Consider the following 21,589-nt stretch of genomic DNA (forward strand, 5'->3'; position numbering starts at 1 on the left):
CACCGTGCCCGCCGCGGCCAAGACCGTTCCCGTCGCGGCCGACCTCCCCGCCGCCGGTGCGCCGTCCGCCCCGGATCGCGTACCGCGCCAGGGCGTTTCCGCGCCGGTGGTCACGGCTTCCACCGCGCTTCCCGGCGCGACACTGCCCGGCAGTGGCGCCGGCTCCGCCGACGACGAGCGCAAACGCGAGGAGCGGCGCAAGGACGCCAACGGCGAGGCCGTCACCGGCATGGGCGCGGGCGCCGTCGGCGGGCTGATGGGCGGCGCGATCGCCGCGGCCGACACCACCCGGCACGGTTCCAGCGTCGCGTCCAAGGCCGCGGCGGCTCGCGCCGAGGACGAAGACGACGAATTGCACTGGATCGACGACGATCTCACCTTCCTGGAACCCGCGGACGAGACGGGCGAGCTGATCGGCGAACTCGATCCGACCACACCACCGGTCGTCGGCGAATGGACCGAGCTGGAGTGAACTGGACGCTGACCCCGGACCAGTTCGCCATGGCCTGGGAGCGCACCGACGGTGACCGCATTCCGTATCCGCTGGCCGTCCGGCTCTCGGCGCGCGACTCGATGGAGCGGGCGGCGCAGCTACCCGCCCTGCACGCGTGGTGCGACCGGACGCTGGACGCCGACCTCGCGGCGGCGCTGCGGGTGCTGGCCAGACCGGCCGTCCGGGTCGAGGTGTTCGGGGAACACCGGCCGATCACCCGTGCCGCCACACTCGACGACGAACAGCTTACGGACGCGGCGGAATTCGCGATCGGCGCGACGGTTCCGGGCGGTGCGGGCCATGGCGCGGGCGACAACAGCGCGGCGAACAAGGTGCGCATCCTCGGCGCCGCCTCGGGCAACATCTCGGTCGTCGCCGCGCAACGTCCGGGCCAGGCGCCCGACCGCGGCGGCGACATCCGCTTGTATGTCGGCAGCCCGAAAAACCTTCCCGCCCGGGTGATCTCGGTGCTGCCGGAGAATCCGCCCGGCAGCACGGCGCGGCTCAGTTCGCCGCTGTCGCGGGTCAAGGAGGACAGCCGCGACCTGGTGACCGTTCCGGTCTCGGGCCCCTCCGCGCCCGCGCGGATCCGCCGCCTGCTGGCCCGTCCGCGCGACGGCATCGGCCAGATCGTGGTGTCGGTGCGCCGCGGCGAGGAACTGAAGCCGTTCGGCGTGCTCTGCTGGATCGACGTCGCCGAGGACGGCCGCTACGCGGTGCGCACCGGCGCGGACGTGCACGTCGCACCGGTGACCGCGGAAATCTTTGCCGCGCACCTGCGACCGATGCTCACCGCCGCCGAGAAGACCACCGCCCGCTCCGAACACTGGTAGCGATCCGGCGCTGGTAGACCTGTAGCCGTGCCACTCTACGAATTCGAAGGCAAGCGACCGCAGATCGATCCGACGGCGTTCGTCGCGCCGAACGCGACCCTGATCGGTGACGTGCGGGTCGAGGCGGGCGCCTCGATCTGGTACGGCGCGGTGCTGCGCGCCGACCTCGCGCCGATCACCATCCGCGAACGCGCCAACATCCAGGACAACGCCGTGCTGCACGTGCCGCCGGACGTGCCCATGGAAATCGGTCCCGGCGCGACCATCGCGCACAGCGTCGTGTTCCACGGCGCGTCCGTCGGCGCCGAGTCGATCGTCGGCAACGGCACCACGGTGCTCGACCTCGTAAAAATCGGCGCGGGGAGCATGGTCGCCGCGCATTCGCTGGTGCTCCCCGGCACCGAAATCCCGGACGGCGTCCTAGCGGCAGGCTCCCCCGCCGAGGTGAAGCGTCCGATCGAGGGGACCCAGGCGCAGCTGTGGGTGCAGCTCAATCCGGGCGTCTACGCCGAGCTCGCGCAGCGGCACCGCAAGGGCATCACCGAAGTCGGCTGATCAGACCAGCAGGTCGGTGACCTCGTGGTCGGCGAGCTGATGGAAGTCGCGGTAGGCCACGCCGACGCCGCCGAGGCTGCGCGGCACCAGCGGACACACCACCTCGTCGGCCTCGGTCTGCACCCGGCGGATCGCCTCGCGCGACGACACCGGAACCCCGACAACGATGCGCGCGGGCTGGTGCAGGCGCGCGACCCGGCACGCGACCAGCACGGTGGCCCCCGTTGCCATGCCGTCGTCGACGATCACCACCGTGCGGCCCGCGATCGGCACGGGTTCCGCACCGCCGCGCAGCACCTTCCTGCGCCGCTCGAGCTCGGCGCGCTCGGCCTCCTCGATCGCCGCGAGCCGGTGCTGGGTGACGCCGGTGTGGCCGAGCACGTCCGTGTTCAGTACCCGTACGCCGTCCTCGCCGATCGCACCCATCGCCAGCTCCGGCTGCCACGGAACGCCGAGCTTGCGGACAAGCAGAATGTCCAGATCACCCCCGATGATCTCGCGCACCGCCGCGGCGACCGGTACCCCGCCACGTGGTAGCCCGAGCACCAGCGGCCTCGACGCGCGCAGGTGCTCCAGCTCGGCGCCAAGCGCGCGACCGGCGGCGATCCGATCGGCGTAGACCATCGAATCGAACGCTACTCCGGTGCGCGCTCGGTGATCGCGAATCGGCGCAAGGCCAGGCTCGGGTTGGTGGTGCGCACGGTGGCCAGGTGAGCGAGGTCGATGCTCGCGGTGAGCACGCCGGGTTCGTCGCCGAGCTCGGCGAGCACGCTGCCGGTGGGGTCGACGATCATCGACGCGCCCGCGCCGCGCGGCGCGCACTGGTCGGCGGCGAGCACGTACGCGGTGTTCTCGATGGCCCTCGCCCGCAGCAGCGTGGTCCACTGGTCGACCTTGGCCGGGCCGGGGATCCACTGCGCCGGAAGCACCAGCGCCTGCGCGCCCGCGGCCGCGATGCGCCGGAAGCCCTCGGGGAAGCGCAGATCGAAACAGGTCTGCACGCCGAAGCGCACACCGTCGACCTCGAAGATCGGCGGCGCCTCGATCGCACCGGGCTCGACCACGTCGGATTCCAGGTACCCGAACGCGTCGTAGAGGTGCACCTTCCGGTACCGCGTGACGAGTTCGCCGTCGGGCCCGAACACCAGCAGAGTGTTGCGAATACGGTCGGCGCCGGGCGCCACCTGCTCGACCATGCCCGCCACGAGATACACCGCGAACTCGCCGGCGATCGCACCAAGCGCGGTAGCGAATGGGCCGGTCAGCGGCTCGGCAACGGCCACGACGCGTTCGTCGAGCCTGGCCACGGCAAACATCGAGTATTCGGGGGCGACGACCACCCTGGCGCCCCGGCCCGCGGCGGTCCCGACGTGCTCACGCAGTGCCGCGAGATTGGCCGCCTGATCCTTCCCCGGCGCGAACTGAACGACCGCGACCTCCACCGGAGAGACGGGCTGATCCTGATGTTCGGGCGCGTCATTCAGTTGCATAGGTCTCACCGTATTGGGGCGGTGACCGGGACGGCCACTGCCAGCCGGTAAACTCCTGGTCAATGAACAACTATGAGGTCGACAGCGTTCCTGGCGACAACGACAGGGACCCGGCTGGGAGCGAATCGGCTTCCCCGGCTGCCGGCCCGTCGTTCGCCGATCTGGGTATCGATGACCGCATCCTGCGGGCCATCGCCGACGTGGGCTACGAATCGCCGTCGCCGATCCAGTCGGCGACCATTCCACCCCTGCTGGAGGGCGCCGACGTGGTCGGTCTGGCGCAGACCGGCACCGGCAAAACCGCCGCATTCGCGATCCCGATCCTGATGGGCCTGCAGGCCGTCGGCAAGGAGCCGCGCGCGCTGGTGCTCGCCCCGACCCGCGAGCTGGCCATCCAGGTCGCCGAGGCGTTCGGCCGCTACGCCGCGCACATGCCCGGCCTGCACGTCCTGCCGATCTACGGCGGGCAGAGTTACGGCGTGCAGCTGTCCGGCCTGCGCCGCGGCGCGCACGTCGTGGTCGGCACCCCGGGCCGGGTCATCGACCACCTGGAGAAGGGCACGCTCGACCTGTCCCAGCTCCAGTACCTGGTGCTCGACGAGGCCGACGAGATGCTCAAGATGGGCTTCCAGGAGGACGTCGAGCGGATTCTCGCCGAGACCCCCACCGACAAGCAGGTCGCGCTGTTCTCGGCCACCATGCCCTCGGCGATCCGCAAGATCTCCAAGCAGTACCTGCACGACCCGGTCGAGATCACGGTCAAGGCGAAGACCCAGACCAACACCAACATCACCCAGCGCTGGGTGCAGGTCTCGCACCAGCGCAAGCTGGACGCGCTGACCAGGGTCCTCGAGGTCGAATCCTTCGAGGCGATGATCATCTTCGTGCGCACCAAGCAGGGCACCGAAGAACTCGCCGAGAAGCTGCGCGCCCGGGGCTTCTCCGCCGCGGCGATCAACGGCGACATCGCGCAGAACCAGCGTGAGCGCACCATCGGCCAGCTCAAGTCCGGCGCGCTGGACATCCTGGTCGCCACCGACGTCGCCGCCCGCGGCCTGGACGTCGACCGCATCTCGCACGTGGTCAACTACGACATTCCGCACGACACCGAGTCCTACGTGCACCGCATCGGCCGGACCGGCCGGGCCGGGCGCAGCGGACAGGCGCTGCTGTTCGTCGCGCCGCGGGAGCGGCATCTGCTCAAGGCGATCGAGCGCGCGACCCGCCACCCGCTCGAGGAGATGCAGCTGCCCAGCGTCGAGGACGTGAACGCGCAGCGCGTCGCGAAGTTCGGCGACGCCATCACCGAGAACCTGTCTTCGTCGAACCTGCCGCTGTTCCGCAAGCTGATCGAGGACTACGAGCGCGAGCACAACATCCCGCTCGTCGACATCGCCGCGGCGCTCGCGGTCGGCTCCTACGACGGCGACAACTTCTTCATGGAACCCGAGCCCGAGCCCGAGCGCCGCGAACGGGTGCCGCGGGAACGGCCCGCCCGCCGGTTCGACGAGGAGCGCCCCGCAGCCTCGCACCACCGGGGCACCGGCACCGAGCTGGCCACCTACCGGATCAGCGTCGGCAAGCGGCACCGCGTCGTTCCCGGCGCGATCGTCGGCGCCATCGCCAACGAGGGTGGTTTGCGACGCAGCGACTTCGGGCATATCAGCATTCGGCCGGACCACAGTCTGGTCGAGCTGCCCGCGCAGCTGCCCGCCGAGACGCTGGAAGCCCTGCGGCGCACCAGGATCAGCGGCGTGCTCATCCAGCTGCAACTGGACCAGGGCCCGCCCTCGCACCGCTCGTTCAGCAGGGGTCCGCGCCGCGATCGCGACGCGGGCAAGCGCCCGGAGCGCCGTAAGCCACGCTCCTGAGCCGGGCGGGGTACGCCGAGGTCAGGCGGGCTAGCTAAGGTGTTGCCGACCGGCGCGCACGCCAGCGCGCCTGGTGCGGGTGTCCCGGCGAAGACACAGGAGGGGCGCGTTTGTTCGTGTTCGATGATCGTGTCGTATGCACCGCCGCTGATCTCGTGCGCGCGGCGCGCTGTGAATTCGCGTTGCTCCGTGCCCTCGACACCGAACTGGGCGCGCTCCAGGACGACGAGCCAGGCGACCTGCGATTCGCCGCCGAGCCGCTGCGCCCCGACGACTCCCGCGAACGCAGGCTCGCCCATTTCCGCGACCGCTACGGCGGCAGCATGGTGGAAATCCGTCAGCCGCCGCAGAATCCGGACGACCCGGCGGGCCGGGTGGCCGCGCTGCGCGACGCGCACGAGCAGACGAAGGCCGCGCTGCGCCAAGGCGTGCCGGTGCTGCACAATGCCACCTTCTTCGACGGCGGATTCGCCTGCCGCTGCGACTATCTGGTCCGGGCGGGCCACCGGGTGCGCTACACAGTGCACGGCGCCGCGGCGACGCCCTGGGACCGGGTCGGCACCGCGCTCGAATCCGCCGCTTGCGCAGAAGCTTTGGATGCGGGCGGCGCGCTGGCCGCGCCCCTGGTCCGGCTGCACCTCGGTGCGGAGGGCGAGGACTATCCGCTCACCGATCTGGTTCCCGTGTATCGGGCCCGGCGGCGGCGCGTCGAGCGGATCGTGGAGGAGAAGCTCAGCGAACTGCTCCCGGTCCAGTGGGGCGATCCGCGTTATCTGGCCTGCGGCCGGTGCCCGACCTGCACCGCCGAGCTGACCGCCGCCCGCGATCTTCTCTTGGTGGCAGGCATGACCTCGTCCGCGCGGGCCAGGCTGCGCGAGGCCGGGGTGAGTACCATCGACCGGCTCAGCGGACTCGACAGCGCGGTGCCGGGATTGCCCCCGCGCACCGTGACCACGCTGCGCAGGCAGGCGGAAATCCAACGGCGGCGCGAGGATTCCGGCCGCCCGGCCCACACCCTGATCGACGCGCCCGCGCTGCGTGGCCTGCCGCCGGTCTCGCCGGGCGATCTCGCGCTGGCCATCGACACCGACGAGCGGGGACGACTCGCGGCGATCGAGATCGGCGCGGCGGGCGCGGTGCACCTGTCCTTGCGCGCGCCGTTCGCCGCGGACGCCGAGAACGAGAACGCGGCGTGGCGGGACACGCTGGCCGAGGTGCTCGATCTGCTCGCGCAGCGGCGGCGGACGTTTCCGGATATGCGCGTCTACCACTACACCTCCGAGGTGCGCTCGGCGCTGCTGCGCTGGACCGGGCAGTCGGGCATCGGCGAGGAGATCGCCGACGAGCTGCTGCGCGACGGCGTGCTCGTCGACCTGTACCCGATCGTGCGCAACGCGCTGCTGGTCGGCGAGGATTCGTACCGGCTGGACCGGCTGCGACGCCTGCTGCCGGAGACACAGGGCGAGCCGGAACCGGCGTGCGCCACCGTGCTTCGGTTACGCGATTGGCTGCTGGAGCTGGCCGAGCAGCCCGCCGATCCGCGGCCGGCCGCATTGCGGCGCGCCGACTCGTCGCAGCTCGCGCCCGAAGCGGACCGCCCCCAGCTCGCGCCTGTCTCCGGCCCGTCCTCGGTGGAGGCCGCGCTCGCGGAATACGCTGCGGCACAGCGCGATCCGGACCATCCCGCGGCACTCATGGCGGCGGCGCTCGGCTACCACCGGCGCGAACGTCAGCCGCTGCGGTACGCGCACGCCGACCGCCTCAGCCATCCCGTGCACGAATGGCCCGACGCGTCGGGGGTCCTGATCGCCGACTGGGGCACCGTGGACACCAAGTGGCACCACAGCCCGAATCGTCCCTCCATGCGCAGGTATCTGACGTTGACCGGCCGGATCGGCACCGGCTGCGACGGCGGCGGCGCGGCCGCGTTGACGCCGGGGGCCACCGTCTACACCTACTACGACCACCCGGTGGCCGCGGGCATGGTCACCGCCGCCGGTCGGCGCGCCACCGCGACGGCGACGGTGCTCGGCTGCGCGGTGGACGCCGACTTCGACGACACCGTCCGTCTGGAGGAGTTGCTGCCCGAGGGCTGCGAACCCTACGACGACCTACCCACCGCCATCGCGCCCGGCCTGCCCGCTTGGGACGAGAACGCCGAGGCCGCCATGGAATCGGCCGCGCAGCGGCTGCTGGTGACGCTGCCGGAGATCCCCGACTGCGCCTTGTTCGACATCATGGCCCGGCGCACGCCGCGGTTGCGCGGTGACGGACCGCTGCCCGAGGTGCACGGCGATCACGCCGCCGCCATCACCGCCGCCACTCGCGCACTGGACGAGTCGTACCTGGTGGTGCAGAGTCCGTCCGGGACCGGCAAGAACTCCACCGTCGCGCGCGTGCTGGAGCGGCTGATCATCCGGGACAAGTGGCGCATCGGCGTTGTCGCACAGGCGCATTCGACGGTGGAGAGCCTGCTGGACGCGATCGTCACGGTCGGGGTGCTGCCCGAGCTGGTCGCGAAGAAGGATGCCGCGGCGGTGGCTCCGGAGTGGGCGGTGATCGACGGCGCTCGCTATCCACGGTTCCTGGACAACGCCGTAAACGGGTGCGTGATCGGCGGGCTACCAGCCGATTTCGCCGACGACTCGATGATTCCCGCCGACAGCCTCGACCTGCTGGTGATCGCCGACGCGGGCCGGTTCCCGCTGGCCGAGACGGCGATGGTGGCAGGCAGCGCGCGCAATCTGCTGCTGCTCGGCGACCCGCAGCCCGCCGCGGCGCGCAGCGCCCATCCCGGGCCGGTGGGCGAATCGACGCTGGGCTGGCTGCTCGCGGGCCGCAACACCGTCGGGTCCGAGCGCGGATACTTCCTCGACCGCACCTGGCGGATGCATCCGAGGGTGTGCGATCCGATCTCCCGGCAGTTCTACGACGGCAGGCTGCGCTCGAACGAAACCGTCACGCTGGCAAGGCAATTGGACGGCGTCGAGCCTGGCATCGGCACCGTGCTCGTCGACCACTACGGCAACGCCACCGAATCGGCGGCCGAGGCGCGCGAGGTGGTGCGCCAGGTGCGCGCCCTGCTCGGACTGTCCTGGACCATGGGCGCGACCACCCGGCGGCTGCATCCGCACGACATCTTCGTCGTCGCGCCATACGGCGCCCAGGTCGGCCGGATCCGGACCATGCTGGCGCGCGCCAAGATCGAGGACGTGCTGGTGGGCACCGTCGACCGCTTCCGCGGCAGGGAGGCCGCGGTGGTGCTGCTGTCGATGACCACGTCGAGCCCGGCCGACGCGCCGCACGGCATGTCGTTCCTGTTGTCGCGCGATCTGGTGCGCGCCGCGGTGTCGCGGGCCATGTGGCGGGCGGTGATCATCAGGTCACCACTGCTCACCGAATACCTGCCCGCCGCGCCCGAGGATCTGCCCGACCTGGCCCGTTTCCTGAACCTGAGCTGAGCACCGGCTCAGCCGAAATTCTTGCCTTCGCCGCGATAGGTGGGGACGGTAATGCGGCTGCCGTCCGATTCGACGAGGTGGACCCGGTCGAAACGCTCGCAGAGTTCGCCCGCCTTGGCGTGGCGGAACCACACCCTGTCGCCGATGCGCAGTTCGGCGGCGGCCGAAAGCGGGGTCTGCACCTCGCCGGCGCCTTCGGTGCCGATGAGCCGTAAGCCGCTGGGCCACACGGGTTTCGGCACCCGAGACGGGCCGGTCGGACCGGAGGCGATGTAGCCGCCCGCGAACACCGTCGCGATGGATGGCGTCGGCTTGCGCAGCACGGGGGTGGCGAAGAACAGCGCGGGCCGCGGGGTGAAGGCCCGGTAGTGATCGAACAGGGTCGGCACGTAGAGACCCGAGCCCGCCGTCACCTCGGTGACATCCGGATCGGCGATGCTGACCTCGATCGAACCGCTGCCGCCGCTGTTGACGATCTCCAGCTTGCCCACCACCGAGCGCACCGCGTCCAGCACCCGCGCCCTGCGCTTGGCGATCTCGGCGGCCGATGCGCGCTTGACCAGCCGCACCGCGACATTGCTGTCGGGCAGCCCGGCGATCTGCGCCTCATAGGTCATCACGCCGACCACGTCGAAGCCGCGGTCGAGCGCGGCGCGGGCCAGGTCGGCGGCCTGATCGGGCGTGCGGATCGGCGAGCGGCGCACACCGAGGTGCAGCGGGCCGATCCGCAGCGACGCGTCCACGTCCAGGCAGACGCGCGGCCGGACCAGGTCGGTGCCGACGGCCGCGCGGATCAGGTCGAGCTGGGCGACGTCGTCGATCATCAGGGTGATCGCGCCGAGCAGGGTGTCGTCGGAGGCGAGCTCGGCCAGCGCCGCGCGGTCGACGGTCGGGTAGCCGAGCAGAATGTCGCGGGCGCCGAGACCGGCGAGCCAGAGCGCCTCGCGCAAGGAGTAGGACATGATGCCCGCGAAGCCGTCGGCCGCGGTCAGCTCGCCGCCGAGCACGGCTTCCAGGACGGCACGGCAGCGCACGGACTTGCTGGCCACCCGGATCGGGACGCCGTTCGCGCGGCGCACCAAGTCGGCGGCGTTGGCGCGCAGCGCGGTCAGGTCCAGCGCGGCCAGCGGCGGGTCGAGGTCGGCGGTGGCGGCGTGCAGTCCGGCGATCGGCGATGTCTCGCTCACCCGGACCACTCAACCACCAAACTGGTCAGGCGTCCAGTAGTCGCGGAGTCAGACTTCGGCAGCTCGCGTCGCGAGGCCGCTGACCAGGTCGTCCAGCACTATCAGCGTGGTCTCGTCGTTACTGTCGGCCAGCCAGCGCAGCACGGTCCCCTGCAGGACCGAGACCGTGTAGGCGGCGATGTCGTCCACCGGTTCCAGCCACTGCGCACCGGAGCGATCGGCACAGAGCTGAAGGAAGTTGGCGACCTCGGTGTCCATTTCACGAAACATCTCGGTGGCAGCGGGGTCGGGCGACGACCCGGACCGCAGCTCCCAGCGCTCGCGCAACGTGCGCAAAGTCGCCTCGTAGGCCCGGATATGTTTGGTCGGCGCCGCCTTGACCAGCGGCCAGTACGCGGTGACCCCGGCGTGCAGCAGCACCCGCAGTGCCCGCACTCCGGTGATATCGAGCGAAGCGGCCGCCTTCTCGACAGCCTCGCAGATCGTCGGCCGCAACCGACTCTCCACTGTTTCTCCACGTGCGCTCAACGACGACTCCCTCGGCGAAAGAACTCGCGCACCTCCGATGGCGCGACTCGCTGAACTTTGGCGAGCGACCAGAAATCCCCAGGCTGCCCGGTCCAACGTTCATCAATGGTAGAGGGTTTTCGGGGTTTGAGAACTGGTTCAGCGGGTATTCCATACCGGAAGATTGTTTTGTTATCCAAACGGAATGTCTCTGCAACGCTGCAGTGTCCCGCCGATCGGCGTTCTGGGGTGACTAACGGCCCCTCGCGGCCGCAAGACACACAATGACCCACCTTACGGACCAGTTCGCCCCACCCGAGCACCCTGTGACGAACCGCACAAACTCACGATGCAACCGGTTCACTCCGGAATTCGGTGTTCGATCCGGGACCGACACCACCGCTATTTGGGCGTACCTCCGCCTTCGCTCCGGCCATGCGGGCTGCCGGCGGACTTCGTCCCGCAGCGTCGGTTGGGCGGGCGATAGCCTGGATCGGTGACTCTCCCGCCGCCTGCCGATCAGTTCTTCCTCTCCGGCACGTTCAACTTCCGCGACACCGGCGGTCTGCGCACCGCCGACGGCGCCAAGGTGCGCCCCGGCGTGCTGCTCCGCTCGGCCCAGCTCAGCGGCCTCGACGAACGCGGCCACCACGGTTTGCGGGAACTGGGCGTGGCCGAGGTCTTCGATCTGCGGGGCATCAGGGAGATCGACCACTTGGGCCACGACAACTTGCCCGACGGCGTGCGGCGCAGCGTCACGCCGTTCGACTCGCGCATGGGCGAGGCGCCCCCGCACGAGACGCGCACCGAGTCGGCGTTCGAGCACATGCTCGAGGTCTACCGCGAGTTTCCCGCGCTGCCGGAGGCCAACACCGCGATCACCGCCATCGCGCAATCCATCGTGGACGGTGACGGCGCGGTGCTGGTGCACTGCGCGGCGGGCAAGGACCGCACCGGCTGGGCCGTGGCGACACTGCTGCGAGCGGTGGACGTGGTCGAGGAGGACGTGCTCGCCGACTTCATGATCAGCAACGACGCGATCGAACCGCTGCGCGCCCTGATCGAACCCACCCTGCCACAGGGCGCGCGCTTCTCCGAAGACCTGCTCGGCGTGCGCGAGGAGTATCTGGCGATGGCCCTGGAATCGGTACGGCAGCTGCACGGCGACTTCGACCGCTACCTCGACGTCGTCGGGCTGACGCCGGAGCTGCGGGCGCGACTGCGCGACCGAATGCTGGAATGACCTTTCACCTCAGGCGATTTCGCGTCGGACCAGGCCGTGATCGTCGATCGACACCTGATCGCCGGTGTGGAACCAGCTGCCCGTGAACCGATCCGCGGTGGTCTCCGGGTCGTTCCAGTAGCGACGGGTGACATTTGGTCCGCGACAAAGCAATTCGCCGTGCCCCGCCGCGGCCTTCGGGCCCCACAGCGCCAATTCGGTACCGCCGAAAGCGAATCCGAGCACCCGGCCCGCGTCGGCGGGCGTCTCGGTGTCGTCCACCGCGAGTCCGATGCCGCTGGTCTCGGTGGCACCCCACACCGACCAGTGCCTGGCCGAGGGGAACGCCTCGCGCAGCGCGGCGGCCAGATCGCACGGAGTCCGCTCGGCGTGATGGCCCGCGCTGCTGACCCGGCTGATGCCCTCGGTGGGTACGCCGTCGGCGCGTAAAGCGGCCAGCTGCGGGAGCAGCCCCGCGAAGATGCGCGGCGTGCCCGACACCATGTCGACCCGTTCGGCCACAATGGCTTCCGCGAATCCGCGGCCGTCCGGTGCGAGCACAACGGTGCCGCCGACCGCGAAGGTGGGCAGCAGCTGGTCGACGCACCCGGTGGCGTGCGCCAGCGGCGGCAGCACCAGATTGCGCACGCCGTCGGTGGGCAGATCGAGCGCGGCGACCACCGAACGGACCGCCGAGAGCAGGTTCTCGTTGGTCAGCTCGACGCCCTTGCGGGTGCCGCTGGTGTAACAGAGCAGCGCGAGATCGTTCAGCGCCGCGCCGTCGTCGATGAACGCGGCGCCGTCGGGCAGTTCCACCTCGCCGCCGCCTGCGCCGCGACCGAGCACGAAATCCGCACTGCTGTCGGCGATCACCCGCTCCGCCACTCCCGCGGGCAGCCCGTCGTGCACCAGCACCGGTACCGCGCCGCTGAGCAGGGCGCCGAGGAACGCTTGCACCCAGCGGGCGCCCGCGGGCATGTGGATGGCGACCCGGTCGCCGTACCCGACGCCGTGTTCCTGCAAGCCGCCCGCGATGCGGGAGGCCGAGTGCCACAGCTCGCGGTAGGTGAGCCGGGGCCCACCGAGCTCGACGACCGCCTCGCGCGACGCGAACGCGTGCACCTGTAGATCGAGTAGCTCGGTGAGCGCCGGGGTGAGGTTGCCGTAGCGCAGCACGCCGTCGGCGCCGCGGGCCAGCGGGTTGCTACACGCAGGCGAATGTGTGAGGGGGTATTCGACCAAGAGCTGCGACATGTGTCCTCCGCGCGGTGCCTCTGGCTGCCAGGCACCTGCGACTATATGACGCGGATCACAATCTCGCGGGGATAGTCGATTTACCGTGTCCCCGTCGTCACCGGCCTGTGTAAGTCGCCTTGCCGGGACCGACCTCGAGGAAGCTGCGCACGGCGCCGCGCAGATCGTCGGTGGCGAACAGTTCGCCGGACACCTCGGGAGTCACCGAATCCGCGTGCGCCACACCGCCGGAGCGCCAGGCCCCGATGATCTGCTTGGTCGCCGCGTGCGCCTTGGTCGGCCCCTGCGCCAGCCGGTGCGCGAGTTCCCTCGCGGCCGCGTCGACGTCCTCGTGCACGGCGTTCACCACGCCCCAGTCGGCCATGGTCGCCGCGTCGTAGAGATCGGCGGTCATGACGAACTCGCGCGCCCGGCCCGATCCGGCGCGCTCGGCCAGCCGCTGCGGGCCGCCCATCGACGGGGTCAGCCCGACCACCGTCTCCACCAGACCGAACTTCGCCTTCGGCGCGGCCAGGATGATGTCGCAGGCCAGCGCGATTTCGAAGGCGGCGGTCAGCGTCAGTCCGTGCGCCGCGAACACCACCGGACACGGCAGCGCCTCCAGCGGATGGATGATCTGCGCGAACAGCGAGCGCCACAGCTCGGCGCCCTGCTCGGTGGTCAGTCCGTCGAACACGTGCACGTCGACACCGCCGGACACCACCTTGCCCTCGGCGCGCAGCAACAAGGCGCGCGGCGGGTTCGCGGTCAGCTCGGCGATGTCCTCGACCAACGCGTCGAGCATGGCCTGATCGAAGAGGTTCAGCGGCGGATTGGCCAGCGTCAGGACGGCCACCTCCGCGCCGCCGTCGGTGGTCTCGCGTTCCAGCCGGGTCGCCTTGGTTTCACTGTGTTCGGTCATTGCGTCAGCGTAAGTCCTGAATCTGCAAGACTGGCCAGGTGACCAAGGCGGCATCGGAAAGCGGTTCCTACGTCGAACCCGGCGAGTTCAAGCGGGACACCCGTTACATCACCACCCGCATCACGGCCGACGGACGGGACGGCTATCCGGTGGAGCCGGGCCGGTACCGGCTGGTCGCGGCGCGCGCGTGCCCGTGGGCCAATCGCACCCTCATCGTGCGCAGGCTGCTCGGCCTGGAGGACGCGCTCTCGCTCGGCCTGTGCGGGCCGACCCACGACAAGCTGAGCTGGACTTTCGACCTCGATCCCGGCGGCGTCGACCCGGTGCTCGGCATCCCGCGGCTGCGCGACGCCTACCTGGCCCGCTTCCCCGACTATCCGCGCGGCATCACGGTCCCCGCTGTCGTCGATATTCCGACCGGCCAAGTGGTGACCAACGACTACGCACAGATCACGCTGGACTTCTCCACCGAATGGACCGAGTTCCACCGGGCGGGGGCTCCCGCGTTGTACCCCGAGCCGCTGCGAGCCGAGATCGACGAGATCAACGACGTCGTGTTCCGCGACGTGAACAACGGCGTCTACCGCTGCGGCTTCGCCGGCGCGCAGGACGCCTACGAGGCCGCCTACGACCGGCTCTTCGCACGCCTCGACTGGCTCTCGGATCGGCTTGCCGGACAACGCTTCCTGGTCGGCGACACGATCACCGAGGCCGATGTGCGGCTGTTCACCACGCTGGTCCGCTTCGACGCCGTCTACCACGGTCATTTCAAGTGCAACCGGCAGAAGCTGAGCGAGATGCCGGTGCTGTGGGCCTATGCCCGCGACCTCTACCAGACGCCCGGCTTCGGCGACACCATCGACTTCGCGCAGATCAAGGCCCATTACTACGTGGTGCACACCGACATCAATCCGACCAAGGTGGTGCCGAAGGGCCCCGACCTCGGCAACTGGCTGACCTCGCACGGTCGCGAGGAGCTGGGTGGCAGGCCGTTCGGCGACGGCACCCCGCCGCCACCGCCGCCGCTGTCGGAGCGGGTGCCCGCGCTGCACGGACCGGCATAACCGGTCGTTTCGGCCGGCGGGCCCCGGGAACCCGGGAAACGATCCGGTTCGTTGTCGTGTTGGTCCGACGACGGCTCGGTGCCATAGAGTTCTGCCAGCGAAGGCAGAGGACTTAAGGGGTGTTGCCGATGAGGCACGGCGCGTTCGAGAAGACCGTGATCGCCTTGCTGGAGAACGGGTCGAAGCTGCAGGCGCCTGCGGTCGAGAAGTACATCGATCGAATCCGGCGCGCCCACCCCGACGAAACCCCAGCTCAGATCGTCGACCGGATAGAGCGCCAGTATCTGCTCGCGGTGACCGGCAGCGGCACCGCGGCGGGCGCGACCGCGGCCATGCCCGGCGTCGGCACGGTCGCCTCGCTGGCCACCATCACGGCGGAGACGGCGTTCTTCATGGAGGCGTCGGCGCTGTACACGCTGGCGATCGCCGCCGTGCACGGCATCTCTCCGGAGGCCAAGGAACAGCGAAGGGCGCTGGTGCTCGCGGTGGTGCTCGGCGATACCGGCATGGAGATCGTGGAGCGCTCGGTCGGGAAGTCGGCCAAGAACTGGGGGACGCTGCTCGCCAACCGCGTTCCCGGCCTTGCGGGCATGAACGACTCGCTGATGAAGCGGTTCCTCGTGCGGTTCCTCACCAAGCGCATGGCGTTGATGGCGGGCAAGGTGATCCCGATGGGCATCGGCGCGGTGATCGGCGGCGTCGGTAACCGCGCCCTCGGCAAGACCACGGTCCTCAACGCCCAGAAGGCATTCGGGCCCGCGCCGGTCTTCTGGCCCGCCAACCGGCAGCTGATCGTCGACGCCGATCCGCTGCCCGCGCTCGACGTGACCCCACCGAACTTCCCCACCGGGCCGAAATGACCGCAGCCAAGGCCGCTCTGGTCGTGGCCGACCTGAGCAAGCGGTACGAGCTGGGTCCGGTCGTCGAGAACGTGAACTTCAGCGTCCCCATCGGTGGCACGGCCGCGCTGGTCGGTCCGGCGGGGTCGGGCAAGACCACCATCCTGCGCATCCTGCTCGGCTTGCTCGAACCGTCTTCGGGAAGCGCGAAGATCGAGCTGTCGCCGGTGAGCGGGATGCTCACGCCGCGCGGACTGCACCCGGCGCGCGCCGCCCGCGATCACCTGCTGGTGTACGCGGCCGCGGCCGGTGTGCCGGACGCGCGGGTCGGCGCGGTGCTCGAGTCGGTCGGGCTGGATTCGGCCGCGCGCGTCAAGACGGGCGCGCTCACCGTCGGCCAGCAGACCCGGTTGGCGCTGGCCACCGCCCTGCTCACCGACCCGAGGGTGCTGATCCTCGACGAGCCGACCGAGGGACTCGACGCCGCGGAACGCGGCTGGCTGCACGACTTCCTGCGCAGGCACACACGCCGCGGCGGCACGGTGCTGCTGTCCAGCGCGAGCCTCGCGGCGGTGGTGGCGATGGCCGATCAGTTGATCGTGCTGAGCGAGGGCGCGGTCGTCTACCAGGGCACCCCGGCGAAACTGCGCCGCAATCACCCCGACCGGCTGGTCGTCGCCGCCTCCACCCCGGTGGCGCTGGCCACGATGCTCGCCGCGCGTGGCTACACCGACGCCGTGATCCGCCCCGACGGGCGGCTCGCGGTGGCCGAGGCGAGTGAAGCGGAGATCATCGACGCGGCCAAGGCCTCCGGGGTGCGGCTGGACAACATCACGCCGGATCCGATCCATCCCGACCGCGTACTCGCCTCGCTGACCAAATCGAGCAGGACCGCGGCGCCGATGTTCGGGGCGCCGGGAGCGCACGCACCCCATCCGCAGCCGACGCCCTATGGGATTCCGCGATGATCACTCTGCCCCCGGACCTCGTCCCACCGGTGAACTCCGAGGTGCGCAAGGTCTACACGCTGCGCTGGTGCCTGGCGCTCGGCGTGCTGCTGCCCGCGATCGCGTTGGTCGCCTCCACCGTGACATCGCTGATGGCGGGGCCCGCCGACCCGGATTCCGCGCTGGCCACCGGCGCCGCGACGATCGGGCTGTATCTGGCGCTCACCGCGACGATCCTGGCCGCCGCCGTCTTCGGCGCGGCGGGCGCAGGCGGTGAGTTCCGTTACCGGACGATGCCGGTGACCTCGCTGTTCACCGTCGACCGCGATCGGCTGGCGGCGGCCAAATTGCTGGTCACCGGTGCGTACACGCTCGTGGTCGCGGTGGTGGTCGAGCTCGTCGCGTTCGGCTGTCTGCTCGCGTTCGGCCGCGGCAAGTTCGAGTTCGGCACGCGGCTGCTGACGGTGTTCGGCACCGGGCTGCTCGCGGCGGTCTGCTGGTCGCTGCTCGGCGCGGGCCTCGGGCTGCTGCTGCGCCAGTCGACCGGGGCCGTCGCGCTGATCCTCGGCTGGCTACTGGTCATCGAGCCGCTGATCTGGTTGGTGGCCAACGGAATCGGGCTCGGCGGCGTTGTCACGTTGCTGCCGGGTTCGGCGACCGTCGCCACGGTGGCGGTCGGCTCCTTCCCGGACAGCGACATCCTCGCCCCGGCTCCCGCCGCCTTCGTCGTGCTGCTGCTGTGGACGATCGGGATCGCGGGCGCGGGTTGGTGGCAGCTGCGCAGCCGCGATCTCTGACTCATCGACCGGCATCCGGGAACAAGCGGTGTGTCGCCGCGTGTCGTTACCTTTCGTAGAGGGAGTTCGACGAGCGGACGGTGAGCGGCGCAATTGACTGAGCGGAGTACGACGGGGCGGGGCTGGATACGGCGGCTGTGGGATGAGAGCCGGTCGCATCCCGGCACCATCGCGGGCGTCCTGGCCGCGGTGCTGGCGGGTGCGCTGGTGGAGGTGGCCGCGCCGCTGCTCACCAAGCGCGCCGTCGACGCGGCCGGTGTCGGCGACACCGGAGTGATCGGTGTGATCGCGGCACTGCTCGCGCTGCTCGCCGTAGGCCGGTTCGGCGCGGCGTTCGGCAGGCGGCTGCTCGCCGGCAGGCTCTCGCTCGACGTCCAGCACGGCCTGCGGGTGCGGTTGCTCGGTTCGCTGCAACGACTGGACGGCGCGGGTCAGGACGCGCTGCGCACGGGACAGGTGGTGTCCCGGTCGATCACGGATCTCCAGTTGGTCCAAGGGCTGCTGGCGATGGTGCCGCTCTCCGGGATGGCGCTGTTGCAGTTCCTGCTCGCCGCGGGCGTGATGCTGTGGCTCTCGCCGCCGCTGGCGCTGGTCGCGCTGCTCGTGGTGCCCGGCATCGCCGCGGTGGTGTATCGGATGCGGCCACGGCTGTTCGCGGCGACCTGGTCGGCCCAGCAGCGGGCCGCCGACCTGGCCCAGCACGTCGAGGAGACGGTCACCGGGGTTCGGGTGGTGAAGGGCTTCGGGCAGGAGGCCCGGATGGTCGACGTGCTGGAAGGACACGGCCGCAAGCTCTACGCCGAACGCATGCGAGCCGCGCGGGTGGACGCCCGCTTCGCACCGGTGGTGGCCGCGATTCCGCAAGCCGGGCTGGTCGGGGTGATCGCCTTCGGCGGGTGGCTGGCGCTCGATGGCTCGATCGGGCTCGGCACGTTCCTCGCCTTCGCCGCCTACGTGGCCACCATGACCTCGGCCACCCGCGCCATGTCGTCGGTGGTCATCCTGGCGCAGCTGACCCGCGCCGCAGCCGAACGCGTCTTCCAGGTCATCGACACCGCGCCGGTGATCGCCGACCCGCCCGCGCCCGCGGCGCTGCCGGACGGCCCGCTCGGCATCGAGATCGACTCACTCACCTTCGGATTCGATCCCGGCGTGCCGATCCTGCGTGACCTCGACCTGACCGTGCGCCCCGGCGAGACGGTCGCGATCATCGGCCCAGCCGGTTCTGGCAAGACGACGCTGTCACTGCTGCTGCCGCGCTTCTACGCGCCCGACGCCGGGCACATCCGGCTCTTCGGAGCCGAAGCGGAATCGGTGGACATCGCCGACGTGGCCGCCGCCGACCTGCGCGCCGCCGTCGGCGTGGTGTTCGATGACCCGTTCCTGTTCTCCGACACCATCGCCGCCAACATCGCGCTCGGCCGGCCGGACGCCACCGACGCCGAGATCAGGCAGGCCGCAAAGCTGGCCGCCGCCGACGAGTTCATCGGCGAACTGCCCGACGGATACGACACCGTCGTCGGCGAACGCGGGCTCACCCTCTCCGGCGGCCAGCGCCAGCGCATCGCGCTGGCCAGGGTGCTGCTGGCCCGCCCGCGCATCCTGGTCCTCGACGACGCCACCTCGGCGGTGGACGCGGTCACCGAGGCCGCCATCTTCGACACGCTGCCCGATCGCGGCGGCCGCACCACGATCGTGCTGGCGCACCGCGAATCGACGCTCGCGCACGCCGACCGGGTGATCCGGCTGCCCGCACCGGCCCAGCTGCCCCCGCCCGCGACGGACGAGCCCGACGAATCGGTGCGTAAGCCCCGTGCGGCGGGCCGGATGGGCGGCGGTTTCGGCGCGGCGGCCGACCTGGCCGAGACGCCCGAGCTGCGCCGGACCATCGAGCGGTTGCCGCCCGCTACCGAAGCACCCGGCCTGGACGATCGCGAGCTGCGCGAGCCCGATCCCGGCTTCCGTCTGGCGCGACTGTTGCGCCCGGTGCGCCTGCTCGTGCTGACCGTGGTGAGCCTGCTCGCGCTGGACGCGCTCGTCGGCGTGGCCTTCCCCGCTCTGGTGCGCTACGCCATCGACACGGGTGTGAGCGCCGGGCGGCCCGACGCGCTCCGGCTCGCCGCGGCGCTGGGCGTCGCGCTGGTCGCGGCGGGTTTCGCGGTCGGCGCGACGACCATCGTGCTCACCTCGCGCACCGGCGAGCGCGTCCTCTACGGGCTGCGTGTGCGCAGCTACGCGCATTTGCAGCGGCTCGGCCTCGACTACTACGAGCGGGAACTGTCCGGCCGGATCATGACGAGGATGACGACCGACGTGGACGCGCTGTCGAGCTTCCTGCAGACGGGCGTCGCCACCACCATCATCGGCGCGCTCACCCTACTCGGCATCGTGGCGGCACTGCTGGTCATCGATGTCTCGCTCGCGGTGGTCGCACTGCTGGCGCTGCCGCCGCTGATCGTGGCGACAGTGGTCTTCCGGCGCTTCTCCTCCACCGCGTACACCGTGTCGCGGGAACGTGTCTCGACGGTGAACGCCGACTTCCAGGAGAACGTCACCGGCCTGCGGGCGGTGCAGGCCAACCGGCACGAGCCCCGCGCCGCGCGACGGTTCGCCGAATACTCGGAGCGCTATCGCAACGCCAGGATGCGGGCGCAGCGGGCGATCGCGCTGTACTTCGCCTTCGTCATCGCCTGGGCCGATCTGGCGCTGGCCGCGGTGGTGTTCGTCGGCGCCCGCGAGGTCGCGGTCGGCGCGACGACCGCGGGCACGCTGGTCGCTTTCGTGCTTTACCTGGAGCTGATGTTCGGGCCGATCACGCAGCTGTCCCAGGTCTTCGACGGCTACCAGCAGGCAAGGGTCGGACTACGCCGGATCGGCGAGCTGCTGCGCACCCCGTCGTCGATCGCGGCGGATCCGCCGGACGCCACGGCGATCACCGACGGTCTGCGCGGCGAGGTCGCGCTCGATCACGTGCACTTCCGGTATCCGGGGACCGAGAACCCGGCGCTGCAGGAGGTCGATCTGCGTATCCCGGCCGGGTCCACCCTGGCGCTGGTCGGGCCGACGGGCGCGGGCAAGTCGACGATCGTCAAGCTGCTGGCCCGCCTCTACGACCTGCCGCGCTCGTCTCCCGAAGGGGGCTCGGAACCCGCTGCCGTCGTGGTCACCGATGCCCGGCTCGCCGCGGAGGCGTCAAGGGGGGCGATCGTCGTCGACGGCGTCGACATCCGCGAATATCGCCTCGCCGACTACCGTTCCCGGCTCGGCATCGTCCCCCAAGAAGCTCACCTCTTCACCGGAGACGTCGCCAGCAACATTGCATTCGGACAACCTTCCGCGACAGAGGCGGAGATCCGGGCGGCCGCCGCGTCCGTCGGCGCGACCGACATGATCGCGGCGCTACCCCTCGGACTGCGGCAACCGATCGGCGAACGCGGGCGCGGGCTGTCGGCCGGACAGCGCCAGTTGATCGCCCTCGCCAGGGCCGAACTGGTCGATCCCGACCTGTTGCTGCTCGACGAGGCCACCGCGACGCTCGACCCGGAGACCGAGGCGTCCGTGCTGGTAGCGAGCAGATCGCTGGCCCGGGGACGCACCACGGTCGTCGTCGCGCACCGGCTCGGCACGGCCGCGCGGGCCGATCGGATCGCGGTCGTCGAGCGCGGCCGGATCACGGAATTCGGCACCCATGCCGACCTGCTCTCGGCGGGCGGAACTTATACCCGACTCTGGGCAGCGGCCCGCGAAACCGGAGGAATATTCTCGGATCCGGACGAGTCTGCACAGAAGAGTTTGGGTCTGTCCGGTGGTGGGTAGCTTCGTCGATTTGCTGCTGGGCATATCCTCGACAGAGGGTCCATCGGCGCGCATCCGCTGATCCCCATGCCGGGCACGTCACAAACGTCGCAGCGCGAAGAACGAAATGAGGCGAACACCTGCTGTGAGCAGCTCAACTTCCCAGTTCGGACAGAACCAGTGGCTAGTCGACGAGATGTATCTGAAGTACAAACAGGATCCATCGTCGGTCGATGAGAGTTGGCACGAGTTCCTCGCCGACTACACCCCCGAAGCGAGCGGCGAAGCCACCAACTCGCAGTCCGAAGCGACGGCCACGAACGCCGCCCCGGCTCCGGCGTCCGCGAAGCCGGCCCCGGCCGCGAAGCCGGCC

General features: G+C 70.6%; 17 protein-coding genes and 1 pseudogene. 12 read left to right on the forward strand and 6 right to left on the reverse strand.

Going from position 1 to position 21,589, the window contains the following annotated elements:
* From NX1_RS37120 to NX1_RS33380, 3 genes and pseudogenes are all read left to right on the forward strand, one after another.
* Positions 1–472, forward strand: a pseudogene (locus tag NX1_RS37120) (hypothetical protein); the annotation flags it as partial.
* Entirely contained in the window at positions 469–1,326 is an 858-nt protein-coding gene (locus NX1_RS33375) for an ESX secretion-associated protein EspG (protein ID WP_068068660.1), read from the forward strand. The pseudogene NX1_RS37120 and the gene NX1_RS33375, both read left to right, overlap by 4 nt.
* A 27-nt stretch (positions 1,327–1,353) precedes the next feature.
* A complete protein-coding gene (locus NX1_RS33380) occupies positions 1,354–1,881 on the forward strand; it encodes a gamma carbonic anhydrase family protein (RefSeq protein ID WP_068068663.1) in 528 nt (175 codons plus the stop codon).
* Here the strand turns inward: NX1_RS33380 and NX1_RS33385 are convergent, their stop codons facing one another.
* A complete protein-coding gene (locus NX1_RS33385) occupies positions 1,882–2,505 on the reverse strand; it encodes a phosphoribosyltransferase (protein ID WP_068068666.1) in 624 nt (207 codons plus the stop codon).
* An 11-nt stretch (positions 2,506–2,516) separates the two neighbouring features.
* Positions 2,517–3,371: a carbon-nitrogen hydrolase family protein gene (locus NX1_RS33390; RefSeq protein WP_068068669.1), complete on the reverse strand. Its 855-nt coding sequence runs from the start codon at positions 3,369–3,371 to the stop codon at positions 2,517–2,519.
* 62 nt (positions 3,372–3,433) lie between these two features.
* Between NX1_RS33390 and NX1_RS33395 the strand changes: the two genes are divergently transcribed.
* Both NX1_RS33395 and NX1_RS33400 read left to right on the forward strand, forming a co-directional pair.
* Positions 3,434–5,242: a DEAD/DEAH box helicase gene (locus NX1_RS33395; RefSeq protein ID WP_174555558.1), complete on the forward strand. Its 1,809-nt coding sequence runs from the start codon at positions 3,434–3,436 to the stop codon at positions 5,240–5,242.
* 110 nt (positions 5,243–5,352) lie between these two features.
* On the forward strand, positions 5,353–8,703 hold the full coding sequence (locus NX1_RS33400; RefSeq protein ID WP_068068672.1) for an AAA domain-containing protein: 3,351 nt from the start codon (positions 5,353–5,355) through the stop codon (positions 8,701–8,703).
* An 8-nt stretch (positions 8,704–8,711) separates the two neighbouring features.
* On the opposite strand, the gene NX1_RS33405 is transcribed toward NX1_RS33400, so the two are convergent.
* Positions 8,712–9,899 (reverse strand): amino acid deaminase/aldolase, encoded by a 1,188-nt coding sequence (locus tag NX1_RS33405; protein WP_373864941.1) that lies wholly within the window; start codon positions 9,897–9,899, stop codon positions 8,712–8,714.
* Between the two features lie 39 nt (positions 9,900–9,938).
* The gene (locus tag NX1_RS33410) at positions 9,939–10,418 is read right to left on the reverse strand and encodes a TetR family transcriptional regulator (RefSeq protein WP_084501958.1); all 480 of its coding nucleotides are present in this window, start codon (positions 10,416–10,418) and stop codon (positions 9,939–9,941) included.
* A 475-nt stretch (positions 10,419–10,893) separates the two neighbouring features.
* Between NX1_RS33410 and NX1_RS33415 the strand changes: the two genes are divergently transcribed.
* A complete protein-coding gene (locus tag NX1_RS33415) occupies positions 10,894–11,640 on the forward strand; it encodes a tyrosine-protein phosphatase (protein WP_068068678.1) in 747 nt (248 codons plus the stop codon).
* 9 nt (positions 11,641–11,649) lie between these two features.
* Here the strand turns inward: NX1_RS33415 and NX1_RS33420 are convergent, their stop codons facing one another.
* On the reverse strand, positions 11,650–12,873 hold the full coding sequence (locus tag NX1_RS33420) for a class I adenylate-forming enzyme family protein (RefSeq protein ID WP_068068681.1): 1,224 nt from the start codon (positions 12,871–12,873) through the stop codon (positions 11,650–11,652).
* Between the two features lie 97 nt (positions 12,874–12,970).
* Positions 12,971–13,774 (reverse strand): enoyl-CoA hydratase/isomerase family protein, encoded by an 804-nt coding sequence (locus NX1_RS33425; RefSeq protein ID WP_068068685.1) that lies wholly within the window; start codon positions 13,772–13,774, stop codon positions 12,971–12,973.
* Between the two features lie 38 nt (positions 13,775–13,812).
* Between NX1_RS33425 and NX1_RS33430 the strand changes: the two genes are divergently transcribed.
* From NX1_RS33430 to NX1_RS35815, 6 genes are all read left to right on the forward strand, one after another.
* On the forward strand, positions 13,813–14,838 hold the full coding sequence (locus tag NX1_RS33430; RefSeq protein ID WP_068068688.1) for a glutathione S-transferase family protein: 1,026 nt from the start codon (positions 13,813–13,815) through the stop codon (positions 14,836–14,838).
* A 128-nt stretch (positions 14,839–14,966) separates the two neighbouring features.
* Positions 14,967–15,698, forward strand: a complete 732-nt coding sequence (locus NX1_RS33435) for a hypothetical protein (RefSeq protein ID WP_068068691.1) — start codon at positions 14,967–14,969, stop codon at positions 15,696–15,698.
* Positions 15,695–16,645: an ABC transporter ATP-binding protein gene (locus NX1_RS33440; RefSeq protein ID WP_068068694.1), complete on the forward strand. Its 951-nt coding sequence runs from the start codon at positions 15,695–15,697 to the stop codon at positions 16,643–16,645. The genes NX1_RS33435 and NX1_RS33440 overlap by 4 nt, the downstream gene beginning before the upstream one ends.
* Positions 16,642–17,421, forward strand: a complete 780-nt coding sequence (locus NX1_RS33445) for an ABC transporter permease (RefSeq protein WP_068068697.1) — start codon at positions 16,642–16,644, stop codon at positions 17,419–17,421. Before NX1_RS33440 ends, NX1_RS33445 begins: the two co-directional genes overlap by 4 nt.
* Positions 17,422–17,514: 93 nt before the next feature.
* Positions 17,515–21,237: an ABC transporter ATP-binding protein gene (locus NX1_RS33450; RefSeq protein ID WP_068068699.1), complete on the forward strand. Its 3,723-nt coding sequence runs from the start codon at positions 17,515–17,517 to the stop codon at positions 21,235–21,237.
* 175 nt (positions 21,238–21,412) lie between these two features.
* A partial coding sequence (locus NX1_RS35815) for a 2-oxoglutarate dehydrogenase E1 subunit family protein (RefSeq protein ID WP_444980713.1) occupies positions 21,413–21,589 on the forward strand: 177 nt, incomplete at its 3' end.

Origin of the sequence: Nocardia xishanensis NBRC 101358 (assembly GCF_001613365.1) — a bacterium.
Classification (GTDB): domain Bacteria; phylum Actinomycetota; class Actinomycetes; order Mycobacteriales; family Mycobacteriaceae; genus Nocardia; species Nocardia xishanensis.

Bases quoted from the DNA above. Each gene is read 5' to 3' on its own strand.
- NX1_RS33385 (WP_068068666.1), bottom strand. From the start codon at position 2,505: ATGGTCTACGCCGATCGGATCGCCGCCGGTCGCGCGCTTGGCGCCGAG.
- NX1_RS33390 (WP_068068669.1), bottom strand. From the start codon at position 3,371: ATGCAACTGAATGACGCGCCCGAACATCAGGATCAGCCCGTCTCTCCG.
- NX1_RS33395 (WP_174555558.1), top strand. From the start codon at position 3,434: ATGAACAACTATGAGGTCGACAGCGTTCCTGGCGACAACGACAGGGAC.
- NX1_RS33420 (WP_068068681.1), bottom strand. From the start codon at position 12,873: ATGTCGCAGCTCTTGGTCGAATACCCCCTCACACATTCGCCTGCGTGT.
- NX1_RS33425 (WP_068068685.1), bottom strand. From the start codon at position 13,774: ATGACCGAACACAGTGAAACCAAGGCGACCCGGCTGGAACGCGAGACC.
- NX1_RS33435 (WP_068068691.1), top strand. From the start codon at position 14,967: ATGAGGCACGGCGCGTTCGAGAAGACCGTGATCGCCTTGCTGGAGAAC.
- NX1_RS33440 (WP_068068694.1), top strand. From the start codon at position 15,695: ATGACCGCAGCCAAGGCCGCTCTGGTCGTGGCCGACCTGAGCAAGCGG.
- NX1_RS33445 (WP_068068697.1), top strand. From the start codon at position 16,642: ATGATCACTCTGCCCCCGGACCTCGTCCCACCGGTGAACTCCGAGGTG.